Origin of the sequence: Rhizobium sp. SG2393 (assembly GCF_042610495.1) — a bacterium.
Lineage (GTDB): Bacteria > Pseudomonadota > Alphaproteobacteria > Rhizobiales > Rhizobiaceae > RU20A.
Map to the genome: position 1 here is coordinate 67,055 of NZ_JBHGAP010000006.1, position 22,262 is coordinate 89,316.

Consider the following 22,262-nt stretch of genomic DNA (forward strand, 5'->3'; position numbering starts at 1 on the left):
TCGACCGTTTCCCGGAGCCCCCGATGAGCACGCTGACCGAACGCAAGAATGCCGCCATTTCCCGTGGCGTGGGCATGACGACGCAGATCTACGCCGATCGCGCCGAAAATGCCGAAATCTGGGACAAGGACGGAAACCGCTACATCGACTTTGCGGCCGGCATCGCCGTCGTCAACACCGGCCACCGCCATCCCCGCGTCATCGAGGCCGTGAAGAAGCAGCTCGACCGCTTCACCCACACCTGCCATCAGGTCGTGCCTTACGAAAACTATGTCGAGCTGGCCGAGCGGCTGAACACGATCGTGCCCGGCGACTTCGCCAAGAAAACCATCTTCGTGACCACCGGCGCCGAAGCGGTGGAAAACGCCGTGAAGATCGCGCGTGCCGCAACCGGCCGGCAGGCGGTGATCGCCTTTACCGGCGGCTTCCACGGCCGCACCTTCATGGGCATGGCGCTCACCGGAAAGGTCGTGCCCTACAAGGTTGGTTTCGGCGCCATGCCGGCTGACGTGTTCCATGCGCCCTTCCCCATCGAACTGCACGGCACCACTGTAGAGCAGTCGCTGGCGGTGTTGAAAAAACTCTTTGCCGCCGATGTCGATCCCAAGCGCGTCGCCGCCATCATCGTCGAGCCGGTGCAGGGCGAAGGCGGCTTCTATCCGGTGCCGGCGCCGCTGATGAAGGCGCTGCGCCAGATCTGCGACGAGCACGGCATGCTCTTGATCGCCGACGAGGTGCAGACCGGCTTTGCCCGCACCGGCAAGCTGTTTGCCATGGAGCATTACGGCATTGCGGCCGACCTCGTGACCATGGCCAAGGGCCTTGGCGGCGGCTTCCCGATCGCCGCCGTCACCGGCCGCGCCGAGATCATGGATGCGCCCGGCCCCGGCGGCCTCGGCGGCACCTATGCCGGCAACCCGCTGGGCGTTGCCGCAGCCCACGCCGTGCTTGACGTGATCGCCGACGAAAACCTCTGCGACCGTGCCGAACAGCTCGGCGGCCGGCTCAAGCAGCGCCTGGCCGCGATCCGCGAACAGGCGCCAGAGATCGTCGATATCCGTGGCCCCGGCTTCATGAATGCCGTCGAGTTCAACGATGTCACGACCAGCCTGCCGAGCGCCGATTTCGCCAACCGCGTGCGGCTTGCGGCGCTCGAGCGCGGCCTGATCCTCTTGACTTGCGGCGTGCATGGCAATGTCATCCGCTTCCTCGCGCCGATCACCATTCAGGACGAGGTCTTCGCCGAAGCGCTCGACATTCTCGAAGCCTCGATCCTCGCGGCCCGCACCGCCGCCTGATCCGATACGCCCGCCACCCGGCCGGAAGACGCCCGGGTGGCGGCCGGGTGGCGGCATCGCATTTCCCCTCGCCGGCCCCCTTGCGGGGCCGCGGGCGGACAGGCAGAGGACATCACCCCTTCCGTGATTGCCCAGCCCCGATGTCAGGATCCGCCATGCAGCTTCACCCCGCGCTTCTTCGCCATCTGACCGACCCGGCCGCGATCTTTCCGGAACCGCGTGGCAGTGCCGCGACCTTTGCCGTCGTGAACCCCTCGACCGGCGAGCATCTTGCCGATGTCGCCGATCTCGGTGCCGGCGATGCGACGGCGGCCGTGGCGCGGGCGGAAGAGGCGCGCGAGGCCTGGGGCCGGCGTCCCGCCAAGGACCGCTCCGCCGTCATGCGCGCCTGGCACGACCTGATCCTTGCCCATATCGACGATCTCTCCGCCGTGCTGACGGCCGAGATGGGCAAGCCGCTCGCCGAAAGCCGCTCGGAGCTGCAGCATGCCGCAGCCTATGTCGAGTGGTATGCGGAGGAGGCCAAGCGCATCTATGGCGAGACCTTCCCGGCACCCTCCGACGACCGGCGCATGATCGTCATCAAGCAGCCGGTCGGGGTCGTCGGCACCATCACGCCCTGGAACTTCCCGGCCTCGATGATCGCCCGCAAGGTGGCGCCGGCCCTTTCCGTCGGCTGCGCCGTGGTGCTCAAACCGGCCGAGCAGACGCCGCTGATCGGGCTCGCGCTCCACAACCTCGCCATGCGAGCCGGCATTCCGGCCGAGATCTTCTCGATCCTGACGGCCGCAGACGGCGCGGAGATCGGGCTGGTCTTCTGCACCGATCCGCGGGTGCGCAAGGTGAGTTTCACCGGCTCCACCGAAGTCGGCCGCATCCTGATGCGGCAGGGGGCCGACCAGATCAAGAAGCTCAGCCTGGAACTCGGCGGCAACGCGCCCTTCATCGTCTTCGACGACGCCGATATCGATGCCGCCGTCGATGGCGCGATCCAGGCGAAATTCCGCAATGCCGGCCAGACCTGCGTGTCGGCCAACCGGCTCTATGTCCACGCCGCCGTGCATGACGAATTTGCCGAGAAGTTCGCGGCCGCGGTCTCGAAGCTGACGGTCGGCGACGGCTTCGATGCGAAGAGCACGGTCGGGCCGCTGATCGATGCGCGCGCACTCGACAAGATCGAGACGCATATCGCCGACGCCTGCGCCAAAGGGGCCACCGTGCGCTGCGGCGGCCAGCGGCTCGGCACAGCCGGCACCTTCTTCCCGCCGACCGTGCTGACGGGGGTGACGCAGGACATGCAGATCGCCCGCGACGAAACCTTCGGCCCCGTGGCGCCGATCGTTGCCTTCACGGATGCGAAAGCCGTGATCCGCGAGGCGAACGACACGATCTACGGTCTCGCCGCCTATTTCTATGCGAGCGACCTCAGCCGCGTCTGGCGGGTGGCCGAAGCGCTGGAATACGGCATGGTCGGCATCAACACCGGCCGCATGTCGTCGGAAGCCGCCCCCTTCGGCGGCCTCAAGCAATCCGGCATCGGCCGCGAAGGCTCCCGCCACGGCGCGGAGGATTATCTGGAGATGAAGTATCTCTGCATGGGGAATATTTGAGAGCTGATGAGGGGCATGCCATCGCTCGTTTGGAGTGAGGGCAAGCGCGTGCTCATGTGCGAAAGGCCTCGCTTCCGGGCAGGGCCTTCGCTCCGGTCTCCGTTATCCTCGGCCACCGAGCCGAGGATCCACGCCACAAGTGCGGCGGATGCCGCATGGATGCTCGGGTCAAGCCCGAGCATGACGGAGGGTGGTGAGCTTCAGATCGACGGATCGACCAGAATCATTCTGCCGCCTGATGGCCGTCTGCATCATCGAACGACCGGCGGCGCGGCGGTGCGGTGGCGCCCGTGTCGGTTCAGCCCATGCCCGCCAGTTCGCGTGCCGCTTCGAGCGCCACTATAGGAACGCCGTCTGCTCTTTTCCATGATGAGCCCACGGCAGTGCAGGGCGATCACTCCGGTCTCCGTCATCCTCGGCCACCGAGCCGAGGATCCACGCCACAAGTGCGGCGGATGCCGCATGGATGCTCGGGTCAAGCCCGAGCATGACGGGAAACTCTGACGTTTCTTCAAGCGCAAACACAATAGCCCGACCCCCTTGAATTCCCCGCCGGATTTCGCCACCTGAGGCGCACTTCCATCACTGCCATGTAAACCAAGGAGGTTTTCCGCCGATGACTGCTGCCGCCAAGGGTTCCGTCGAGAACCATGTGTTCGAGGCCGATGTCGCGAAGCTTCTGCACCTGATGGTGCATTCGGTCTATTCCGACAAGGATGTGTTCCTGCGCGAACTGATCTCGAATGCCGCCGATGCCTGCGAGAAGCTGCGCTACGAGGCGATCGAGAATCCCGCCCTTCTCGGGACCGATCCGCAGGCCAAGATCGCGCTGACGCTGGACGAGGAAGGCAAGCGGCTGATCGTCGAGGATAACGGCATCGGCATGGGCCGCGAGGAGCTGGTGGAGGCGCTCGGCACCATCGCGCGCTCCGGCACCAAGGCCTTCATGGAGCGCATCGAGGCGGCCCAGAAGGAGAAGGAAGGCGGCGCGGCCGGCGCGCAGCTGATCGGCCAGTTCGGCGTCGGCTTCTATTCCGCCTTCATGGTGGCCGAGCGCATCGATGTCGCCACGCGCCGCGCCGGGGCTTCCGATGCCTTCCTGTGGTCGTCGGACGGCAAGGGCAGCTATACGGTCGCCGCTATCGACCCGTCCGAAGCGCCGGCGCGCGGCACGCGGATCACGCTCCATCTGCTCGACGATGCCAAGCAGTACACGTCGAAATGGACGGTCGAGAAGATCGTCAAGGACCAGTCCGGCCATGTGCCGGTGCCGATCACCATCATCGACAAGCCCGGCGAGGAGGCCCGCCAGATCGCCGACGGTTCGGCGCTGTGGACGAAGTCGAAGGGCGACATCAGCAAGCAAGACTACGCCGAATTCTATCGCGGCGTTTCCGGCCAGTATGACGATCCGGCGCTGACGGTGCATTTCCGCGCCGAGGGCCGGCATGAATATACCGCGCTCGCCTTCGTGCCGGGCTCGCGGCCCTTCGACCTCTTCGACCCCGACCGCAAGGGGCGCATGAAGCTTTATGTGAAGCGCGTCTTCATCACCGACGATGCCGATCTCATGCCGCGCTACCTGCGCTTCGTGCGCGGCCTTGTGGACACCGCCGACCTGCCGCTCAACGTGTCCCGCGAGATGATCCAGGAAAGCCCGATTCTCGGCGCGATCCGCAAGGGCGTGACGAACCGCGTGCTGAAGGACATCGAGAAGCTGGCCGAGAACGAGCCGGAGACATTCGCGACCGTCTGGGAGACCTTCGGCACGGTGCTGAAGGAAGGCATCTACGAGGACTTCGAGCGGCGCCAGCAGATCCTCTCGCTGTCGCGCTTCAGGACGACGACATCCGGCGAGGGCGTGCGCTCGCTTGCCGATTACGTCAAGGACATGAAGGACGGCCAGCAGGCGATCTACTACATCACCGGCGACAATGCCCAGCAGATCCTCGCCTCGCCGCAGCTCGAAGGCTTCCGCGCCAAGGGCGTCGAGGTGCTGCTTCTCACCGATCCCGTCGACAGTTTCTGGGTGACGGCGGTGCCGGATTTCGATGGCAAGGCGTTCAAGTCGGTGACGCAGGGCGGCGCCGATCTCGCGACCATCGGCGGTGCGGACGAGGCCGAAACGAAGCCGGTCGAGGCGACCCCGGCGGTGACGGATTTCGTGACCTTTGCGAAGGGCGTGCTCTCGGACGCCGTCTCCGACGTGCGCGTCTCCGACCGCCTGCGCGAAAGTGCCGTCTGCCTCGTGGCCCCCGAGCATGGGCCGGACCGGCATCTCGAGAAGATCCTGCAGGGCGCAGGCCGCCTGTCGGAGACGGCGAAGCCGGTGCTGGAGGTCAATCCCGCCCATGATCTCGTCAAGGCGCTGGCCGGGCGACCGGACGATCAGGATCTCAAGACGGATGCGGCGCATCTGCTGCTCGACCAGGCCCGCATTCTCGACGGCGACAAGCCGGCCGATCCCAAGGCCTTTGCCGAGCGCCTGTCGCGACTGTTCGACCGGGCGCTGAAGGCCTGAGACGGACAGATCCCGCATGAAGGAACGGCCCGGGCGATGCAATCGCCCGGGCCGCTTTCGTGTAAAGCCGTGCCGGTTCAGGCCGCCACGTTGGTTGCCGCCGGGTTTCGGGGGCCGCGGTACTCGGACGGCAGGGAGGAGCCATCCTCGCGCTGAACCTTGCGGCGGTTGAGCTTGAAGTCGCCGACCAGTTCGGCAAGGTCGTCCGATCCGGTTGCCAGGCTCTCGCTGATCGCGACGGTGCGATGCACCATCTCGGCGTTCTGGCGCGTCACCTCATCCAGGTCGCGGATCGACAGTTTCATGTGATTGATGCCGGTGGTCTGTTCCATGGCGGCGGTCGCGATGCCATCGATGTTCTGGTCGATCGTTTCGACGAAGGCCGTGATCTCCTCCAGAGACCGGCCCGTGGCATCGACCAGACGCACACCCTCCACCACCTCGCGCCCGGCATTGCCGATCAGCGCGCGGATATCGCTGGCCGCACTCGCAGAGCGCTGCGCGAGGGCGCGCACTTCCTGCGCCACGACGGCAAAGCCCTTGCCGGCATCACCGGCGCGCGCCGCCTCGACGCCGGCGTTCAGCGCCAGAAGGTTGGTCTGGAAGGCGATGTCATTGATCACGCCAATGATGGTGCCGATCTGTTCGGATGCCTTTTCGATGCGGTGCATGGCAGCCACCGTCTCGCGCAGGACCGTACCGGATTCGGAGGCCGAGCTCCGGGCTTCCTGCACCAGCCGGCGCGTTTCCGTCGTATTGGCCGCAGCGCGCTCGATGGTGGCGGCGACCTGCTCAAGCGACGTGGATGTTGCTTCCAGCGCGCGCGCCTGCTGCTTCGTGCGCTCGGCGAGCTCGTCGGCGGAGCTGTGCATGTCCTGGCTGTCGGTCTTCAGCTGGCGGGTGCGCGCCAGAACCCGCTCCAGCGTGCGCTGGAAGGCGCCGATCGAGATGTTGAAATCGCGTCTGAGCTTTTCCAGCTCGCCGACGAAGGGCTTGTCGAGCGTGATGCGCACATTGCACTGCGACAGGCGCTCCAGCCCGGCGCCGATCTCCTCGACCGCATGCATGCGAGAGGTGATGTCGGTCGCAAACTTCACCACCTTGGTGACGTTGCCGTCCTCGTCAATGATCGGATTGTAGGATGCCTGGATGAACACACGCTGCCCGTCCTTGGCGATGCGCATGAACTGATCAGAGGCGAATGTGCCGCGGCCAAGGTCGCGCCAGAAGGTGCGATAGTCTTCGCTGGCCGCATAGGACGGCTCGCAGAACATGGCGTGGTGCTTGCCGACGATTTCGGGCAGGGTGTAGCCGAGGGCTTCGAGGAAATTCTCGTTCGCCGCGAGGATACGACCGTCCGGCGTGAACTCGATAATGGCCATCGCGCGCGACAGGGCCTCGATCTTGCCGGCTTCGTCCATGGCGGCGCGGTGCTGGGCGGTGATGTCTGTGGCGAACTTCACCACCTTGTAAGGCTTGCCGCGGCGGAAGATCGGATTGTAGGTGGCCTCGATCCAGACATGGCGGCCGCCCTTGCCGACACGTCGATACTTGCCCTGATCGAAGTTGCCGGCGCCGAGGCTTGCCCAGAAGGCGCGGTAAGCCTCGGACTTCGCCTCCTCTGCCGTCACGAAGAGGCTGTGGTGGCGTCCGACGATCTCTTCGGCCGTATAGCCGACGGTCTTGCAGAAGTTTTCGTTGGCCGCAAGAATATTGCCGGATAGATCGAACTCGATGACCGCCTGGGACCGGTGGATGGCATCGAGCATGGCCAGACGCTCGCGGGCACCGAGCAAATGTCTGAGGGACATAGAGTAGAAACTCCTCAATGAGCGATCGTTCCCGGCAGGGATGTGCCTGACGTGGCCTAACAACACGTGGCCATGCTACCGCGTTTCTTATTTCGAAAGAATGAATAGAACGCGGATATTCCAACGAAATGAGGAACCTGGCGATCGTCAAGTTGCCTCTCGATGGTTGCGGCCATGCGCGGACGTCATGAGGCTGTGAGGGTTTTTCGTTTGGCGCCCGGCGATCGGGCTGCGATAACGGCGCCACGAGCAACCAGGGAGCTGACCATGGCCGGCAAGAACGAATTCGTCTGGGAAGATCCTTTTCTTCTCGAGGACCAGCTGACCGAAGACGAGCGCATGATCCGCGACACGGCCCGCGCCTATGCGCAGGAGAAGCTGCAGCCGCGCGTGATCGAGGCCTATCGCGAGGAGAAGACCGAGCCCGGCATCTTCCGCGAAATGGGCGAGGTCGGCCTCCTGGGCGTGACCGTGCCCGACACCTATGGCGGGGTCGGCGCCTCCTACGTCGCCTACGGCCTGATCGCCCGCGAGGTCGAGCGCGTCGACAGCGGCTACCGCTCCATGATGAGCGTGCAGTCCTCCCTCGTCATCTACCCGATCCACGCCTATGGCTCGGAAGAGCAGCGGCAGAAATACCTGCCGAAGCTGATCTCGGGCGAATATATCGGCTGCTTCGGCCTGACCGAGCCGGACGCCGGCTCCGATCCCGGCGGCATGAAGACCCGCGCCATCAAGACCGAGGGCGGCTACCGTCTCGTCGGCTCGAAGATGTGGATCTCGAATGCGCCGATCGCCGATGTCTTCGTGGTCTGGGCAAAATCGGAAGCCCATGGCGGCGCCATCCGCGGCTTCATCCTGGAGAAGGGCATGAAGGGCCTCTCGGCACCGAAGATCGGCGGCAAGCTGTCGCTGCGCGCTTCGGTGACCGGCGAGATCGTCATGGACAATGTCGAGGTCGGCGAAGAGCAGCTGCTGCCGAATGTCGAAGGCCTCAAGGGTCCGTTCGGCTGCCTCAACCGGGCACGCTACGGCATTTCCTGGGGCGTGATGGGGGCGGCCGAATTCTGCTGGCATGCCGCCCGCCAGTATGGTCTCGACCGCAAGCAGTTCGGCAAGCCGCTCGCCCAGACGCAGCTCTTCCAGAAGAAGCTCTCGGACATGCTGACGGAGATCGCGCTCGGCCTGCAGGGCTCCCTGCGCGTCGGCCGGCTGATGGACGAGCACCGCATGGCGCCGGAGATGATCTCCATCGTCAAGCGCAACAATTGCGGCAAGGCGCTCGACATCGCCCGCATGGCCCGCGACATGCACGGCGGCAACGGCATTTCCGAGGAATACCAGGTGATGCGCCACATGGTGAACCTCGAGACGGTGAACACCTACGAGGGGACGCACGACGTGCATGCGCTGATCCTCGGCCGGGCGCAGACGGGGTTGCAGGCGTTTTTCTGAGAGAACGTCGCTGGGCTTGCAGGCGAGTGCAACCCTGCCGCAAGCCGCTGTCCCCGCCTCGCCCCATGACACTCGCCTGACTAAGTGTCGCCCCCCTTCTCCGTCATCCTCGGGCTTGACCCGAGGATCCACAGCCAAGAATGCGGCTGTCGCAATGGATCCTCGGGTCAAGCCCGAGGATGACGGAGGGTGGGGCAGGCTGACGGAGAAGGGGCAGGCTGACGGTGGGTATCGCAGGCCGACAGCGGGCAGGGCGAGCCAGGCGAACACGAGCCGCGCGTCTGCGCGGCCGGACGAAGTCTTTTCAGACCAAGGACTTGGTCTGGCTGGATCCCGGCTCGGGGGCCGGGATGACGGCAGCGGAGGGCGTAAGTGCCCGCCCCCATCCCACGGAGACAAGACCATGAGCGAGACCCATCCCCTTGCCGGCCTGAAGGTGCTGGAGCTGGCGCGCATTCTGGCGGGTCCGTGGATCGGGCAGACGCTGGCCGATCTCGGCGCGGAGGTGATCAAGGTGGAGAGCCCGCAGGGCGACGACACCCGCACCTGGGGGCCGCCCTTCGTGGAGGGCGAGGACGGGGAGCGGCTCGATGCGGCCTATTTCCACGCCTGCAATCGCGGCAAGAAGTCCGTCGTGCTCGACTTCACCACGCCCGAGGGACAGGAAGCGGTGCGGCGGCTCGCAGCGCAGTCCGACGTGCTGGTCGAGAACTTCAAGGTGGGCGGGCTCGACAAGTACGGGCTCGACTACGAGAGCCTGAAGGCGGTCAATCCGCGGCTCGTCTACTGCTCCGTCACCGGCTTCGGGCAGGACGGGCCCTACGCGCATCGCGCCGGCTACGACTATATCGTGCAGGGCATGAGCGGCATCATGGATCTCACCGGCGAGCCGGAGCGCGAGCCGCAGAAGATCGGTGTCGCCTTTGCCGACATCTTCACCGGCCTTTACGGCGTGATCGCCATCCAGGCGGCACTGGCCCACCGCGAACGCACCGGACGGGGCCAGCGCATCGACATGGCGCTGCTCGACTGCATGACCGGCGTTCTCGCCAACCAGGCGCTGAACTTTCTCGTTTCCGGCAAGGCGCCGAAGCGGCTCGGCAATGCGCATCCCAATATCGCGCCATACCAGGTCTTCCCTGTCGCCGACGGGCATCTGATCGTCGCCGTTGGCAATGACCGGCAGTTCGTGCGGTTCGCGAACCTGCTGGGACGCGAGGACATCGGCGCCGATCCGCGCTTTGCGACCAACGCGCTGCGTGTCGCCAACCGCGACGTGCTGACCGAGGCGCTGTCGGCCGAGACGGTGCGCTTCGAACGCGACAGGCTGCTCGCCCTTCTGGAAGCCGAGGGCGTGCCCGGCGGGCCCATCAATACGGTGGCCGATGTCTTCGACGATCCCCAGATCGTCCACCGGAAGATGCGTGTCGATCTCCCGCATTCGGGAGCCAGGGACAGGACGGCACCCGGCGTGCGCACGCCGATCGTCTTTTCCGATGCGAGCCTTGCATTGACGCGCGGCGCGCCGCGGCTGGGCGAGCACACGCAGGAGATCCTGGCCGGACTTGATCTTACGCAAGAACCTGAGAATGCTTTCATAAATCCAAAGAAGTAGTGAGGGCGCATTAAGCGATCCTTGAACCCCAGGCCGTAGTGTCCGGCCCAGATCGGGGAGGATCGTACCGTGCAGGATTTCATTCGCAGCAGTGCGGGACGGCAGTTCCTCGTTCTGGCGTGCCTGGCCTGCCTGGCCTGGGCCGCAGCCTATGTCATGCGGTTCGAACTCGACGCCCAGTTGCGCGAGAATGACGGGCCTGCGGTAACGCTGGTGCTGGCGACCCTGAACATTTTCGGGCTGGCGAGCTTCATCTATGCCGCCTTGCGTGTGCGCGACCTGCGCGATGAATCGCTGCGCCGCCGGCAGGCCGCCGAACGCGCCAACCACATCGCCACCCACGACCAGCTGACCCGCCTGCCGAACCGCTACGCGCTGGAACGCTTTACCGTTGCCGACATGGATGGCGGCGACAGCCCGGTCGAGCGGGCGACCGTCTTTGCGATCGATCTCGACGGCTTCAAGAAGGTGAATGACCTCGTCGGCCATCGCGGCGGCGACATGCTGCTGGCGGAGATTGCGCGGCGGCTCTCCTCGTTTACGGACAAGGGCTGCGTCTTCCGGCTCGGCGGCGACGAATTCCTCGCCGTGGCCCGCGACCTGACGCCGGCCAAGGAAGAGAAGTTCGCAGCCATGCTGATCCATGCGCTGACGCGCCCTGTGGTGACCGGCGACACGACAAGCCAGGTGGGCGCGAGCGTCGGCTATGCCCGCTGGCCGGAGCATGCCAGCGCCTTCGGCGAAGCCTGCCATCTGGCCGATGTCGCGCTCTACGAGGCCAAGAACGGGGGGCCGAACCGCGCAGCCCTCTTCGAGGCTGGCATGCTGGAACGGGTGAGCGCCAAGGCGCGGCTGGAAAGCCGGCTGCGACAGGCGATCGACGAGGGCCGCATCACCTGCCATTACCAGCCGCTGATCGACCTCAGGACCGGCGACATCCGCGGCTTCGAGGCGCTGGCCCGCTGGCAGGACGAGACCGGCGCCTTCATCTCGCCCCAGCACTTCATTACCGTTGCCGAGGAAATCGGCCTGATCACGCCGCTCTTCGAGCAACTGCTGGAAAAAGCCTGCCGCACCGCCGCCGACTGGCCGGCCGAGATTGGCCTTTCCTTCAATCTCTCGCCGCTGCAACTGGAAGACCGCCTGCTCGGCGAGCGCATAGCCCGCATCCTCCAGAAGACCGGGCTCGATCCGGCCCGGCTGGAAATGGAGATCACCGAGAATGCGCTAATGACCGAGCCGGAACTGGCGGCCACGCTGATCGAGGGTTTTCGCGCCCTCGGCATGAAGATGGCACTCGACGATTTCGGCACCGGCTATTCCAGCCTCGCCCAGCTCGCCCGCTTCCAGTTCGACAAGATCAAGCTCGACAAGAGCCTGGTGCCGAAGAACCTCGCGGAAGGCCGCGAGGCGAAGATCGTGCGCGCCATGCTGGGTCTCGGCAAGAGCCTGAACGTCACCATGACCATCGAGGGGCTGGAGGAACACAGCCAGCTCGCCTACTTCCTCGCCGAAGGCTGCGATATCGGCCAGGGCTACCTCTTCGGCCGCCCCATGCCGGCGGACGCCGCACTGGCGTTCATTGCCGAGCGGGAGAGCATCGGAGCCATGGCCTCCTGAGGTCTTCGCCGCGCATCCAAGGCCACCGGCATTGATCGATCCATCAGCATTGGTGGCTGGTCGGCGCGCGTCCTTTGTGGCACATGCGGGTCGATTGCGTCAGGATACCCTTTCATGCCCGCCTTGATCTCCTCTGCCGCCCGCAGCGGTGCCTTCGTCATGCTCTTGGCGACGCTGATGTTCTCGCTGAACGACACGATGGGCAAGTGGCTGGTGGCGAGCTATTCGGTCGGGCAGGTGGTGCTGATCCGCAGCGTTGCGGCGCTGATCGTGCTGGCGCCCTTCCTGATGAAGACCGGCTGGCGGCCGCTCTTTGCCCTGGAGCGGCCGGGGCTTCAGGTGGCGCGCGTCGTCGCCTCCACGGCGGAGATCTTCCTGTTTTATGCCGCGCTGCAATTCCTGCCGCTTGCCGATGTCATGACCTATCTGCTGGCCGCGCCCATCTATGTCGCCGCCGTCTCGCCGCTGGTTCTGGGCGAAAAGGTCGGCTGGCGGCGCTGGAGCGCCATTCTCGTCGGCTTCATCGGCGTCGTCATCGCGCTCGACCCCTCCGGCCAGGCGCTCGGCCTGCCGGCGCTGATCTGCGTCATCGGCTCCATGTGCTTTGCCTTCATGATGGTGACGGCGCGTTCGCTGCGCGGCACGCCGGATACGGTGCTGGTGTTCTGGCAGATCGTCGGCGCGGCGCTCGTCGGCATCCTCTGGGTGCCCTTCGACTGGGCGCCGGTGGCAAGCGTGGGCGACCTTGCGCTTCTCGGCCTGCTCGGCATCGTCGCCATGCTCGCCCATGTGCTCGTCAACCGCGCCATGAAGCTGGCCGATGCCGCGACGGTGGCACCGCTGCAATATGCGCTGCTCTTCTGGGCCGTGCTCTTCGGCTACCTCTTCTTCGGCGACGTGCCGCGCGCCTCCATCGTTGTCGGCGCGGTGCTTATCATGGCATCGGGCACCTATATCGTGCTGCGCGAACAGCAGCTGAAGCGCCGGGCTGCGCAGGCGGCAACGCAAGTCTGAACGATCCGGTCGCCCGGCGATCGCCAGCCATGCTCGATGCCAGTGTTCTTGCGGAGACAAAGTTCCCAGGACGCGCCTTTTGCAGACCGTCTGGAAACGCGCTCGGGCTATCCTCCCGTCATCCTCGGGCTTGACCCGAGGATCCATCTTTCAAGCCTTGCCGGGTGGCATGTGGATCCTCGGGTCAAGCCCGAGGATGACGGAGGAGAGGGCTGAGGATGACGAAGGAGAGCGGGAGTGACGACGGAGAGGGGAGTGACGGCGGAAAGAGCGAGGATGACGGCGGAGAGGGGCACTCGCGAGGATGGTCTTGCCGCCCTGCGGAACGCCGAGGCGGTGATGCTTCGGCTGAAAGATCTCAGTTTTCAAATAGCCGGACGCATCCCGCGCGGCTGGCCGCCGGGTTTTGCCTCTGTCGGTTCTTTCGGACGGGGCGCTTGAAGCCGCCGGTGGCGAAAGTGGTTGTTGAAAGTGACGCCTTCCAGCGCCCCGTTCGGCGGTTTTTATCCGCAAGCCTGACTGCTCGGGCGTGATGACCCCGGCTCGACCCGGTGCCTCGTCCGGCTCCTGCGACGCGGCTTTGACGCCGCAACAGCCGGGTTTTGCGGGACGGCGGTGTTTCACCCGCCGCCATTCACCTCCCTGAAGCCCAGCTTCCGCCCGGTTTTCGCTCGGGCTTGCAGCCGTTTTGCGGACCCGGACCGGAGGGGGCCGCGTCTGCCCCGTTCCCTTCCGCGCCGGCCTTCCCTCGCCGGCACGCCTGCCGGTGTATCCGATGGGATGACGCGGCCAGTATGGGGTGGGCGCGCGGCACGGGGACGGACGGGGAAAAATTTCAGAGCATTTCCGATGATCTCGGGATCACCGGAAATACTCTATCTCCTTGTTTTGACGCAGTCCGGACGCAAAACCGCTGACGCACTTTTGCTGGACGTGCTCCCGCGTTTCAAGCGTTGCGCCGCCGCCCCTCGATGAGGTCGAGCACCGCGCGGGCGGCCTCCATGACATTGGTGCCGGGGCCGAAGACGGCCGACACGCCGTGGTCGAGGAGATACTGATAATCCTGCCGGGGCACGACGCCGCCGACGATGACGATGACATCCGACGCGCCCTTCGCCTTCAACGCTTCCACCAGCTGCGGGGCGAGCGTCTTGTGGCCGGCGGCGAGCGAGGACATGCCGATGACATGGACCTTCGCGGCGACGGCGAGATCGGCCGCCTCCTCCGGCGTCTGGAAGAGGGGACCCGCCAGCACCTCGAAGCCCATGTCGCCAAAGGCGGACGCGATGATCTTGGCGCCGCGATCATGCCCGTCCTGGCCGAGCTTGGCGACCATGAGGCGCGGCTTTGCGCCCGCCGCTTCCGCGAAGGCGGCGATGCGGCCGGCAAGCACCTTCAGCTCCGGCTCGTCGCGATAGGCGTCCCCATAGATGTCGTGGACGACCTCCGGCACGGCGGCGTGATCGCCGAAGACCACGCGCATGGCATCGGAGATCTCGCCGACCGTGGCGCGGGCGCGGCTGGCCTCCACGGCCGCCTCCAGCACATTGCCTTCACCGCTGCGGGCGATCTCCGTCAGCCGGGCGAGCGCGGCTTCGACAGCTGCCGTGTCGCGGCGGCGGCGGGTTTCCTCGATGCGGCGGACCTGGGCGGTGCGCACGGCGGAATTGTCGATCTCGAGAATGTCGATCTCGGCTTCCGTTTCCAGCCGGTAGCGGTTGACGCCGACGATGACCTCCTCGCCCTTGTCGACGGCGGCCTGCCGGCGCGTGGCGGCTTCCTCGATGAGGCGTTTGGGCAACCCCTCCTGCACGGCCCTGGTCATGCCGCCCATCGCCTCTACCTCCTCCATCAGCGCCCAGGCCTTTTCGGCAAGCTCATTGGTGAGGCTTTCGACGTAATAGGAGCCGGCGAGCGGATCGACCACCTTCGTGACCCCCGTCTCGTGCTGGAGGATGAGCTGCGTGTTGCGGGCGATGCGAGCCGAGAATTCGGTCGGCAGGGCAATCGCTTCATCGAAGGAATTGGTGTGCAGCGACTGCGTGCCGCCGAGCACGGCCGACAGGGCCTCGAAGGCGGTGCGCACGATGTTGTTGTAGGGATCCTGCTCCTGCAGCGAGACGCCCGAGGTCTGGCAGTGGGTACGCAGCATCAGCGACGACGCCTTCTTCGGCTGGAAGTCCTCCATGATGCGGGTCCAGAGCAGGCGCGCGGCGCGCAGCTTCGCAGCTTCCATGAAGAAATTCATGCCGATGGCGAAGAAGAAGGAGAGACGGCCGGCGAACTCATCGACATCGAGCCCCCTGGCGATGGCGGCGCGCACATATTCGCGCCCGTCGGCCAGCGTGAAGGCCAGCTCCTGCACCAGCGTCGCGCCCGCCTCCTGCATGTGATAGCCGGAAATCGAGATCGAATTGAATTTCGGCATCTCCTTCGCCGTATAGGCGATGATGTCGGCGACGATCCGCATGGAGGGCTCGGGCGGGTAGATATAGGTGTTGCGGACCATGAACTCCTTGAGGATGTCGTTCTGGATCGTGCCCGAGAGTGCGGCGCGCGGCACGCCCTGCTCCTCGCCGGCAACGATGAAGGCGGCGAGCACGGGGATCACCGCGCCGTTCATGGTCATGGACACCGAAACCTTGTCCAGCGGAATGCCCTCGAAGAGGATCTTCATGTCCTCGACGCTGTCGATCGCCACCCCAGCCTTGCCGACATCGCCGACGACGCGCGGATGATCGCTGTCATAGCCGCGATGGGTGGCGAGGTCGAAGGCGACCGAGACGCCCTGCTGCCCGGCGGAGAGCGCCTTGCGGTAGAAGGCGTTCGAGGCTTCGGCGGTGGAAAAGCCCGCATATTGCCGGATCGTCCAGGGCCGCCCCGCATACATGGTGGCGCGCGGGCCCCGCACGAAGGGCGAGAAGCCCGGAAGCGAGCCGAGATGGTTCACGCCCTCCAGATCCTGCGCCGTATAAAGCGGTTTCACAGCAATGCCTTCCGGCGTCTGCCACACGAGGCTCTCGGCAGGCGCCTTGACTTCCTTCTCGGCGAGCGCTGCCCAGTCGGCAAAGGTTTTGGGGGTCATGGGGTCACCTGTGGGTGGAGGGAAACGAGGGGATGATGTGCAAGGAACGGGGCAGCGCAGCGATGGCCCGCAGCCCGTATCTTGACAGGGGCCGGACCGCATCTCACATTCGAAGCCGGTCCGGGAGACGTCGATATGATCGCAAAAGCTTCGATATCGCTGTCCGAGCAGCAGGCAGCCTTCGCGCGGCAACTCGTCGAGGACGGACGCTTTGCGAGCGTGAGCGAGGTGGTGGAGCGAGGTCTTGAGCTCGTGCGCGAAGAGACCGAGCACGGAAAGGCCGACATGGCGGCCCTTCGGCGGCTGATCGCGGAGCGCCGCGCGGGGCCGACCGTGTCCATGGACGACAGCCGGCGCGAGATCGAGGCGATGCTGGCCGCAAAGAAGGCGCGCCTTGGCCTATGATGTCGTGCGCTCCGCCGCCTGCGAGCGCGACCTCGACCTTATTTTCGACCACCTGATCGACAGCTACCAGCAGACGGGTGACAGCCTGCGCGATGCTTTCAGGCGTGCGGAACAGCGCCTTCTCGGCATTCAGGACGACATGGCAGCTCTTGGGAAAGCGCCGTTTCAGGGAACCATCATGACCGGGATCGAGGGCAATCTCCGGCACGTGACCAAGAACCGGGCCATTTTCTATTTCGACGTGGATGAGGCGCGCGCCGAGATCCGCGTCCTCGCCGTGTTCTTCGGCGGGCAGAACCACCAGCGGCACATGCTGGCGCGGCTTGCGGGGGGCGTATAGGGTGGTGTTACCCCCCTCTGTCCTGCCGGACATCTCCCCCGCAAGGGGGGAGATCGGTTGGGGCGCCCGCTGGCGGGTTATCTCGGATGTGGTGTGGGGGCGCGGGCTGGAGAGGGGCAGCGGAGGGGATGACGCGCGTGCCGGTCTGCCGATCTCCCCCCTTGCGGGGGAGATGCCCGGCAGGGCAGAGGGGGGTAACCCCGGTGCAAACCCGCTCGCCATCCCCCGTCCCCTCACGCGAACTCGAGGATGAGATCGTCCACCGCGAGGCTGGCGCCAGCGGCGACCGCGATGCGTTTGACGGTGGCGCGGCGTTCGGCTTTCAGGACGTTTTCCATCTTCATGGCCTCGACGGTGGCAAGCGCCTGGCCGGCCTCGACGGTGGCGCCCTCGGCGACGAGGATCGAGGTGATGACGCCGGGCATGGGGCAGAGGAGGAGGCGGGACGTATCCGGCGGCGCCTTTTTCGGCATCAGGCGGGCAAGGGCTGCCACATGCGGTTCGCGCACCCGCGCGGTGATATCGATGCCCTGGAAGCGCAGGCGGATGGCGGGGCCGGCAAGGTCGATCTTGACGCTGACGGTGCGGCCATCGACGGCGAAGGTGCCGAGCGTGCGGCCGGGGCGCCAGTCGCCGGCCACCGACAGCGCCGTGCCATCCTCGAAGACGGCCGTTGCCACATCGCCGGTCACGTCGAGCGCAAGCGGCCAGTCCTGATCGGCGAAGGCGACGACCCAGTCGGTGCCGACGATGCGGCGGTGGTTGCCGATCGTGCCGGAGATGGCGGCGGCGCGGGTCTGGATACGGTGGTTGACGAGGGCCGCGACGGCCGCGAGCGCGCGCGCGTCGTCGGCATCGGGCGAAACACCGTGGAAGCCCTCCGGAAACTCCTCGGCGATGAAGGCCGTGGTCAGCCGCCCCTCGCGGAAGCGGGGATGGCGCATGACGGCCGAGAGGAAAGGCAGGTTGTGGCCGATGCCTTCCACCTCGAAATCATCGAGCGCAGCACCCATGGCATCGATGGCGGCTTCGCGGGTCGGGGCCCAGGTGCAGAGCTTGGCGACCATGGGATCGTAATACATGGAGATCTCGCCGCCCTCGGTGACACCCGTATCGTTGCGCACCTTGCTGCCATCGGCGCGGATACCTTCCACCGGCGGGCGATAGCGCGTCAGGCGGCCGATGGAGGGCAGGAAGTTGCGATAGGGATCCTCGGCATAGAGGCGGCTTTCGATGGCCCAGCCGGTGAGTTTCACGTCGTCCTGCGTAAGCGTGAGCTTTTCGCCGGCCGCGACGCGGATCATCTGCTCGACGAGATCGAGCCCGGTGACGAGTTCGGTGACGGGGTGCTCCACCTGCAGGCGGGTGTTCATCTCGAGGAAGTAGAATTTGTTCGCCTTGCCATCCACGATGAACTCCACCGTGCCGGCCGAGTGGTAGCCGACGGCTTTCGCCAGCGCCACGGCCTGCTCGCCCATGGCCCTGCGGGTCTCGGGCGTGAGAAAGGGCGACGGGGCCTCCTCGATGACCTTCTGGTTTCGCCGCTGGATGGAGCATTCGCGCTCGCCGAGATAGAGCGTGGTGCCATGCGTGTCGCCGAGCACCTGGATTTCGATGTGGCGCGGCTCGGTGACGAATTTCTCGATGAAGATGCGGTCGTCGCCGAAGGAGGCCTTTGCCTCGTTCTTCGAGGACTGGAAGCCTTCCCGCGCTTCCGCGTCGTTCCAGGCGATGCGCATGCCCTTGCCGCCACCGCCGGCAGAGGCCTTGATCATGACGGGATAGCCGATCCCGGCGGAAATGCGCACAGCCTCGTCGGCATCGGCGATCAGCCCCATATGACCGGGAACGGTGGAAACGCCGGCTTCGGCCGCAAGCTTCTTGGAGGTGATCTTGTCGCCCATGGCCTCGATGGCGCCGACCGGCGGGCCGATGAAGGCGACGCCCTCCTTTTCCAGCGCGGCGGCGAAGGCGGCGTTTTCCGACAGGAAGCCGTAGCCGGGATGCACCGCATCGGCACCGGTCTTGCGGATCGCCTCCAGGATGCGCTCGATGACGATGTAGGACTGGGAAGACGGCGCCGGACCGATATGCACCGCCTCATCCGCCATCTCCACATGCAGCGCATTGCGGTCGGCATCCGAATAGACGGCGACGGTGGCGATGCCCAGACGACGGGCCGTCTTGATGACGCGGCAGGCGATTTCGCCGCGATTGGCGATGAGGATCTTCTTGAACATCAGTCGGGCTTTCCGGGTCTCGTGTCGGTGTTGTCTTTGTATTCGGCGCCGTGTCCGTCTTTTGCGCGGCGTGTCCGGCGCGGCAGACGCAGAAGCGGCCCCCTCATCTGCCTGCCGGCATCTTCTCCCCGAGGGGAGAAGAGCGCGTGGGGCGGGCGCTCGGCTTCCCTGCTGGCGGCCCGCTTGTGGCAGGCCCCTCTCCCCTCGGGGAGAGGGCAGGGTGAGGGGGAAGCCACGGCCAATCAGCCCCCTCTCCTCACACCTCGAACACGTCGTCAAAGCTCTCCGGAAAGTTCTGGCGCGCCACACGTTCGTTGATGACGAGCATGGCCTCGTAGGAGAGCGGGTCGAAATCCTTGTCGGCCGGGATGACCTCGCGGCCGAAGAGGAGGTTGAGGCGGGCGGCGTCGAGGTTGCCGCGCTCAAAAGGCTCGGTGCCGAAATGGTGCCAGAGCGCGTGGAGGAAGGCGGCGTCCACCAGATGCTCCTTGGTGCCGGGACGGGCCCGGCGGGGAATGGCTTTGAGCGGCGTCACGCCCTTCGGGTTGGCGCGGCGGATGGTGAACTGGATGCCGGTGCCGGGCATGCCGCCCGGGAAACCGCGATGCTTGGTCATGTCGGGGAGGATGGCCATGGTGCGTCTCCTCAACCCTTCGCCAGCTTGTCGGCCGTCTTCGTCTCGAAGTCGGCGGCGTCGTGGCGTTCGCGCAGCTGGCTTTCCGGCGTGCCGGAGGTGCGGTTGACCATGCGGCCGCGCTTGACCGCCGGGCGCGCGCCGATCTCGGCCGTCCAGCGCTGCACATGCGCGTAGGACTGGACCTCCAGGAAACGGCCGGCATCGCCATAGGCCTCGCCGAGCGCCAGCAGGCCGTACCAGGGCCACACCGCCATGTCGGCGATCGTGTAGGTCTCGCCCGCGAGATAGCGGTTGTCGGAAAGGTGCCGGTCGAGCACGTCGAGCTGGCGCTTCACCTCCATCGCATAGCGGTCGATGGCATATTTGATATGGATCGGCGCATAGGCGTAGAAATGGCCGAAACCGCCGCCGAGGAAGGGGGCAGAGCCCATCTGCCAGAACAGCCAGTTCATCGTCTCGGTGCGGGCGCGCAGCTCCGTCGGCAGGAAGGCGCCGAATTTTTCCGCGAGATAGACGAGGATCGAGGCGGATTCGAAGACGCGCAAGGGCTGGCCGCCATCCCTCGGTTGATGATCCATCAGCGCCGGGATCTTCGAATTCGGATTGACGCCGACGAAGCCGGAGCCGAACTGGTCGCCCTCGCCGATATTGATCAGCCAGGCATCGTATTCGGCGCCCGTGTGGCCGGCCGCCAACAGCTCCTCCAGCAGGATCGTCACTTTTACGCCGTTGGGGGTGCCCAGCGAATAGAGCTGCAGCGGATGCTTGCCGACCGGCAGCGCCTTCTCATGGGTCGGGCCGGCAATGGGGCGGTTGATATTGGCGAACTGGCCGCCATTGCCCTTGTCCCAGGTCCAGACTTCCGGCACCACATAGCCGGCGGGGAGATTGTTTTCGGGCGGTTTGCTGGTCATGGCTTCGGTCCTCGATCTCGTTGGCTCCTGCCCTTCTACGGCGCAGCGGTAGCGGGCGTTACGGTCATTATAGACCGGCGCGGGCGATTTTCCGCCCCAAAAGCCGACAAGGGATCACAAGGGAATCGTATCGTGCTTGCGCCACAGCTGTTCCTTGCGCTTGCCCCTGAGGCTCGCGAAGGCACGCGCGATGCGGCGGCGCGACGAGTGGGGCATGATGACCTCGTCGATGAAGCCGCGTTCGGCGGCGACGAAGGGGTTGGCGAAGCGTTCCTCGTATTCCTTCGTGCGCGCCGCGATCTTGTCGGCATCGCCAAGTTCCGAGCGGTAGAGGATTTCGGTGGCGCCCTTGGCGCCCATCACGGCGATTTCGGCAGTCGGCCAGGCGTAGTTGATGTCGGCGCCGATATGCTTGGAGGCCATGACGTCATAGGCGCCGCCATAGGCCTTGCGGGTGATGAGGGTGACCATCGGTACCGTCGCCTGCGAATAGGCGAAGAGAAGCTTGGCGCCGTGCTTGATGACGCCGCCATACTCCTGCGCGACGCCGGGCAGGAAGCCGGGCACATCCACCAGCGTCAGGATGGGGATGGAGAAGGCATCGCAGAAGCGCACGAAGCGGGCGGCCTTGCGGGAGCTATCGATATCGAGGCAGCCGGCCAGCACCATGGGCTGGTTGGCGACCACACCGACCGTCTCGCCTTCGAGGCGGATGAAGCCGGTGATGATATTCTTTGCAAAATCGCGCTGGATCTCGAAGAAATCTCCTTCGTCGGCGACGGCGTGGATCAGTTCCTTCATGTCGTAGGGCTTGGTGGAACTGTCGGGGATCAGCGTATCGAGGCGGGCTTCGAGACGGGCCGGATCGTCGTGGAAGGGGCGTACCGGCGGCTTGTCGCGGTTGTTGAGCGGCAGGAAATCGAAGAGGAGGCGCACCTGCTCCAGCGTCTCGATGTCGTTTTCGAAGGCGGCATCGGCGACGGAGGATTTCTTCGTGTGGGTGGAGGCGCCGCCGAGCTCCTCGGCCGTGACGATCTCGTTCGTTACCGTCTTCACCACGTCAGGGCCGGTGACGAACATGTAGGACGTGTCGCGGACCATGAAGATGAAGTCGGTCATGGCCGGCGAATAGACCGCGCCGCCGGCACAGGGGCCCATGATGACGGAGATCTGCGGGATGACGCCGGAGGCCTCGGCATTGCGGCGGAAGACCTCGGCATAGCCGGCGAGCGAGGCGACGCCCTCCTGGATGCGCGCGCCGCCCGAATCATTGAGGCCGATGATCGGCGCGCCGTTGCGCACCGCCATGTCCATGACCTTGCAGATCTTCTGCGCATGCGTCTCGGAGAGCGAGCCGCCGAGCACGGTGAAATCCTGGGAGAAGACATAGACCTGGCGGCCGTTGATCGTGCCCCAGCCGGTGACGACGCCGTCGCCGGCCGTCTTGTCGGCGGCCATGCCGAAATCCACGCAGCGATGCGTGACATACATGTCGTATTCTTCGAAGGAGCCGGGATCGAGCAGCACCTCGATGCGCTCGCGCGCCGTCAGCTTGCCCTTGCCATGCTGGGCCGCCACGCGCCGCTCGCCGCCGCCGGCCTTTGCCGCGGCGCGCCGGGCTTCCAGTTCCTTCAGAACCGATTGCATGCTGCCCTCCCAAAGGCGCGTCCGATGCTGCGCGGTCGCGGCCTATCTCT

At 65.7% G+C, this 22,262-nt stretch carries 15 protein-coding genes; 9 read left to right on the forward strand and 6 right to left on the reverse strand.

Annotated elements, in window-relative coordinates:
- Window positions 1–23: 23 nt before the first annotated feature.
- The 3 genes from ACED18_RS14025 to htpG all read left to right on the forward strand — a co-directional run bounded on the left by ACED18_RS14025 (window position 24) and on the right by htpG (window position 5,429).
- Window positions 24–1,298, forward strand: coding sequence for a 4-aminobutyrate--2-oxoglutarate transaminase (locus tag ACED18_RS14025; RefSeq protein ID WP_377293237.1), 1,275 nt, complete (start codon window positions 24–26; stop codon window positions 1,296–1,298).
- Between the two features lie 155 nt (window positions 1,299–1,453).
- Window positions 1,454–2,908: an NAD-dependent succinate-semialdehyde dehydrogenase gene (locus ACED18_RS14030; RefSeq protein WP_377293239.1), complete on the forward strand. Its 1,455-nt coding sequence runs from the start codon at window positions 1,454–1,456 to the stop codon at window positions 2,906–2,908.
- A 616-nt stretch (window positions 2,909–3,524) separates the two neighbouring features.
- Window positions 3,525–5,429: a molecular chaperone HtpG gene (gene htpG / locus ACED18_RS14035; protein WP_377293241.1), complete on the forward strand. Its 1,905-nt coding sequence runs from the start codon at window positions 3,525–3,527 to the stop codon at window positions 5,427–5,429.
- A 77-nt stretch (window positions 5,430–5,506) separates the two neighbouring features.
- On the opposite strand, the gene ACED18_RS14040 is transcribed toward htpG, so the two are convergent.
- Complete coding sequence (locus tag ACED18_RS14040; protein ID WP_377293243.1) at window positions 5,507–7,240, reverse strand: methyl-accepting chemotaxis protein; 1,734 nt, start codon at window positions 7,238–7,240, stop codon at window positions 5,507–5,509.
- Window positions 7,241–7,507: 267 nt separating this feature from the next.
- On the opposite strand from ACED18_RS14040, the gene ACED18_RS14045 reads away from it, so the two are divergent.
- From ACED18_RS14045 to ACED18_RS14060, 4 genes are all read left to right on the forward strand, one after another.
- Window positions 7,508–8,695, forward strand: a complete 1,188-nt coding sequence (locus tag ACED18_RS14045) for an acyl-CoA dehydrogenase (RefSeq protein ID WP_377293245.1) — start codon at window positions 7,508–7,510, stop codon at window positions 8,693–8,695.
- Between the two features lie 403 nt (window positions 8,696–9,098).
- Window positions 9,099–10,310 (forward strand): CaiB/BaiF CoA transferase family protein, encoded by a 1,212-nt coding sequence (locus tag ACED18_RS14050; RefSeq protein ID WP_377293247.1) that lies wholly within the window; start codon window positions 9,099–9,101, stop codon window positions 10,308–10,310.
- A gap of 69 nt (window positions 10,311–10,379) precedes the next feature.
- Window positions 10,380–11,930, forward strand: a complete 1,551-nt coding sequence (locus ACED18_RS14055) for a putative bifunctional diguanylate cyclase/phosphodiesterase (protein WP_377293249.1) — start codon at window positions 10,380–10,382, stop codon at window positions 11,928–11,930.
- A 114-nt stretch (window positions 11,931–12,044) separates the two neighbouring features.
- The gene (locus ACED18_RS14060) at window positions 12,045–12,944 is read left to right on the forward strand and encodes a DMT family transporter (protein ID WP_377293251.1); all 900 of its coding nucleotides are present in this window, start codon (window positions 12,045–12,047) and stop codon (window positions 12,942–12,944) included.
- Between the two features lie 946 nt (window positions 12,945–13,890).
- Here ACED18_RS14060 and scpA read toward each other — a convergent pair.
- The gene (gene scpA / locus ACED18_RS14065) at window positions 13,891–16,029 is read right to left on the reverse strand and encodes a methylmalonyl-CoA mutase (RefSeq protein WP_377293253.1); all 2,139 of its coding nucleotides are present in this window, start codon (window positions 16,027–16,029) and stop codon (window positions 13,891–13,893) included.
- A 135-nt stretch (window positions 16,030–16,164) separates the two neighbouring features.
- Here scpA and ACED18_RS14070 point away from each other — a divergent pair, with 135 nt between their 5' ends.
- Both ACED18_RS14070 and ACED18_RS14075 read left to right on the forward strand, forming a co-directional pair.
- Entirely contained in the window at window positions 16,165–16,434 is a 270-nt protein-coding gene (locus ACED18_RS14070) for a type II toxin-antitoxin system ParD family antitoxin (protein ID WP_377293255.1), read from the forward strand.
- On the forward strand, window positions 16,424–16,774 hold the full coding sequence (locus ACED18_RS14075) for a type II toxin-antitoxin system RelE/ParE family toxin (RefSeq protein ID WP_377293257.1): 351 nt from the start codon (window positions 16,424–16,426) through the stop codon (window positions 16,772–16,774). The genes ACED18_RS14070 and ACED18_RS14075 overlap by 11 nt, the downstream gene beginning before the upstream one ends.
- Window positions 16,775–17,007: 233 nt before the next feature.
- Here ACED18_RS14075 and ACED18_RS14080 read toward each other — a convergent pair whose 3' ends face one another.
- The 4 genes from ACED18_RS14080 to ACED18_RS14095 all read right to left on the reverse strand — a co-directional run bounded on the left by ACED18_RS14080 (window position 17,008) and on the right by ACED18_RS14095 (window position 22,212).
- Window positions 17,008–19,014, reverse strand: a complete 2,007-nt coding sequence (locus tag ACED18_RS14080; RefSeq protein ID WP_377293259.1) for an acetyl-CoA carboxylase biotin carboxylase subunit — start codon at window positions 19,012–19,014, stop codon at window positions 17,008–17,010.
- A 256-nt stretch (window positions 19,015–19,270) separates the two neighbouring features.
- Window positions 19,271–19,648: a hypothetical protein gene (locus ACED18_RS14085; RefSeq protein ID WP_149740055.1), complete on the reverse strand. Its 378-nt coding sequence runs from the start codon at window positions 19,646–19,648 to the stop codon at window positions 19,271–19,273.
- Window positions 19,649–19,659: 11 nt separating this feature from the next.
- Window positions 19,660–20,565, reverse strand: a complete 906-nt coding sequence (yghU, locus tag ACED18_RS14090) for a glutathione-dependent disulfide-bond oxidoreductase (protein WP_377293261.1) — start codon at window positions 20,563–20,565, stop codon at window positions 19,660–19,662.
- A 114-nt stretch (window positions 20,566–20,679) separates the two neighbouring features.
- Window positions 20,680–22,212 (reverse strand): acyl-CoA carboxylase subunit beta, encoded by a 1,533-nt coding sequence (locus ACED18_RS14095; RefSeq protein ID WP_377293263.1) that lies wholly within the window; start codon window positions 22,210–22,212, stop codon window positions 20,680–20,682.
- Window positions 22,213–22,262 lie beyond the last annotated feature (50 nt).

Excerpts from the sequence above, each read along its gene's own strand:
- ACED18_RS14025 (WP_377293237.1), top strand. The coding sequence starts at position 24 with ATGAGCACGCTGACCGAACGCAAGAATGCCGCCATTTCCCGTGGCGTG.
- ACED18_RS14030 (WP_377293239.1), top strand. The coding sequence starts at position 1,454 with ATGCAGCTTCACCCCGCGCTTCTTCGCCATCTGACCGACCCGGCCGCG.
- htpG (WP_377293241.1), top strand. The coding sequence starts at position 3,525 with ATGACTGCTGCCGCCAAGGGTTCCGTCGAGAACCATGTGTTCGAGGCC.
- ACED18_RS14040 (WP_377293243.1), bottom strand. The coding sequence starts at position 7,240 with ATGTCCCTCAGACATTTGCTCGGTGCCCGCGAGCGTCTGGCCATGCTC.
- ACED18_RS14045 (WP_377293245.1), top strand. The coding sequence starts at position 7,508 with ATGGCCGGCAAGAACGAATTCGTCTGGGAAGATCCTTTTCTTCTCGAG.
- ACED18_RS14050 (WP_377293247.1), top strand. The coding sequence starts at position 9,099 with ATGAGCGAGACCCATCCCCTTGCCGGCCTGAAGGTGCTGGAGCTGGCG.
- ACED18_RS14060 (WP_377293251.1), top strand. The coding sequence starts at position 12,045 with ATGCCCGCCTTGATCTCCTCTGCCGCCCGCAGCGGTGCCTTCGTCATG.
- scpA (WP_377293253.1), bottom strand. The coding sequence starts at position 16,029 with ATGACCCCCAAAACCTTTGCCGACTGGGCAGCGCTCGCCGAGAAGGAA.
- ACED18_RS14070 (WP_377293255.1), top strand. The coding sequence starts at position 16,165 with ATGATCGCAAAAGCTTCGATATCGCTGTCCGAGCAGCAGGCAGCCTTC.
- ACED18_RS14080 (WP_377293259.1), bottom strand. The coding sequence starts at position 19,014 with ATGTTCAAGAAGATCCTCATCGCCAATCGCGGCGAAATCGCCTGCCGC.
- ACED18_RS14085 (WP_149740055.1), bottom strand. The coding sequence starts at position 19,648 with ATGGCCATCCTCCCCGACATGACCAAGCATCGCGGTTTCCCGGGCGGC.
- yghU (WP_377293261.1), bottom strand. The coding sequence starts at position 20,565 with ATGACCAGCAAACCGCCCGAAAACAATCTCCCCGCCGGCTATGTGGTG.
- ACED18_RS14095 (WP_377293263.1), bottom strand. The coding sequence starts at position 22,212 with ATGCAATCGGTTCTGAAGGAACTGGAAGCCCGGCGCGCCGCGGCAAAG.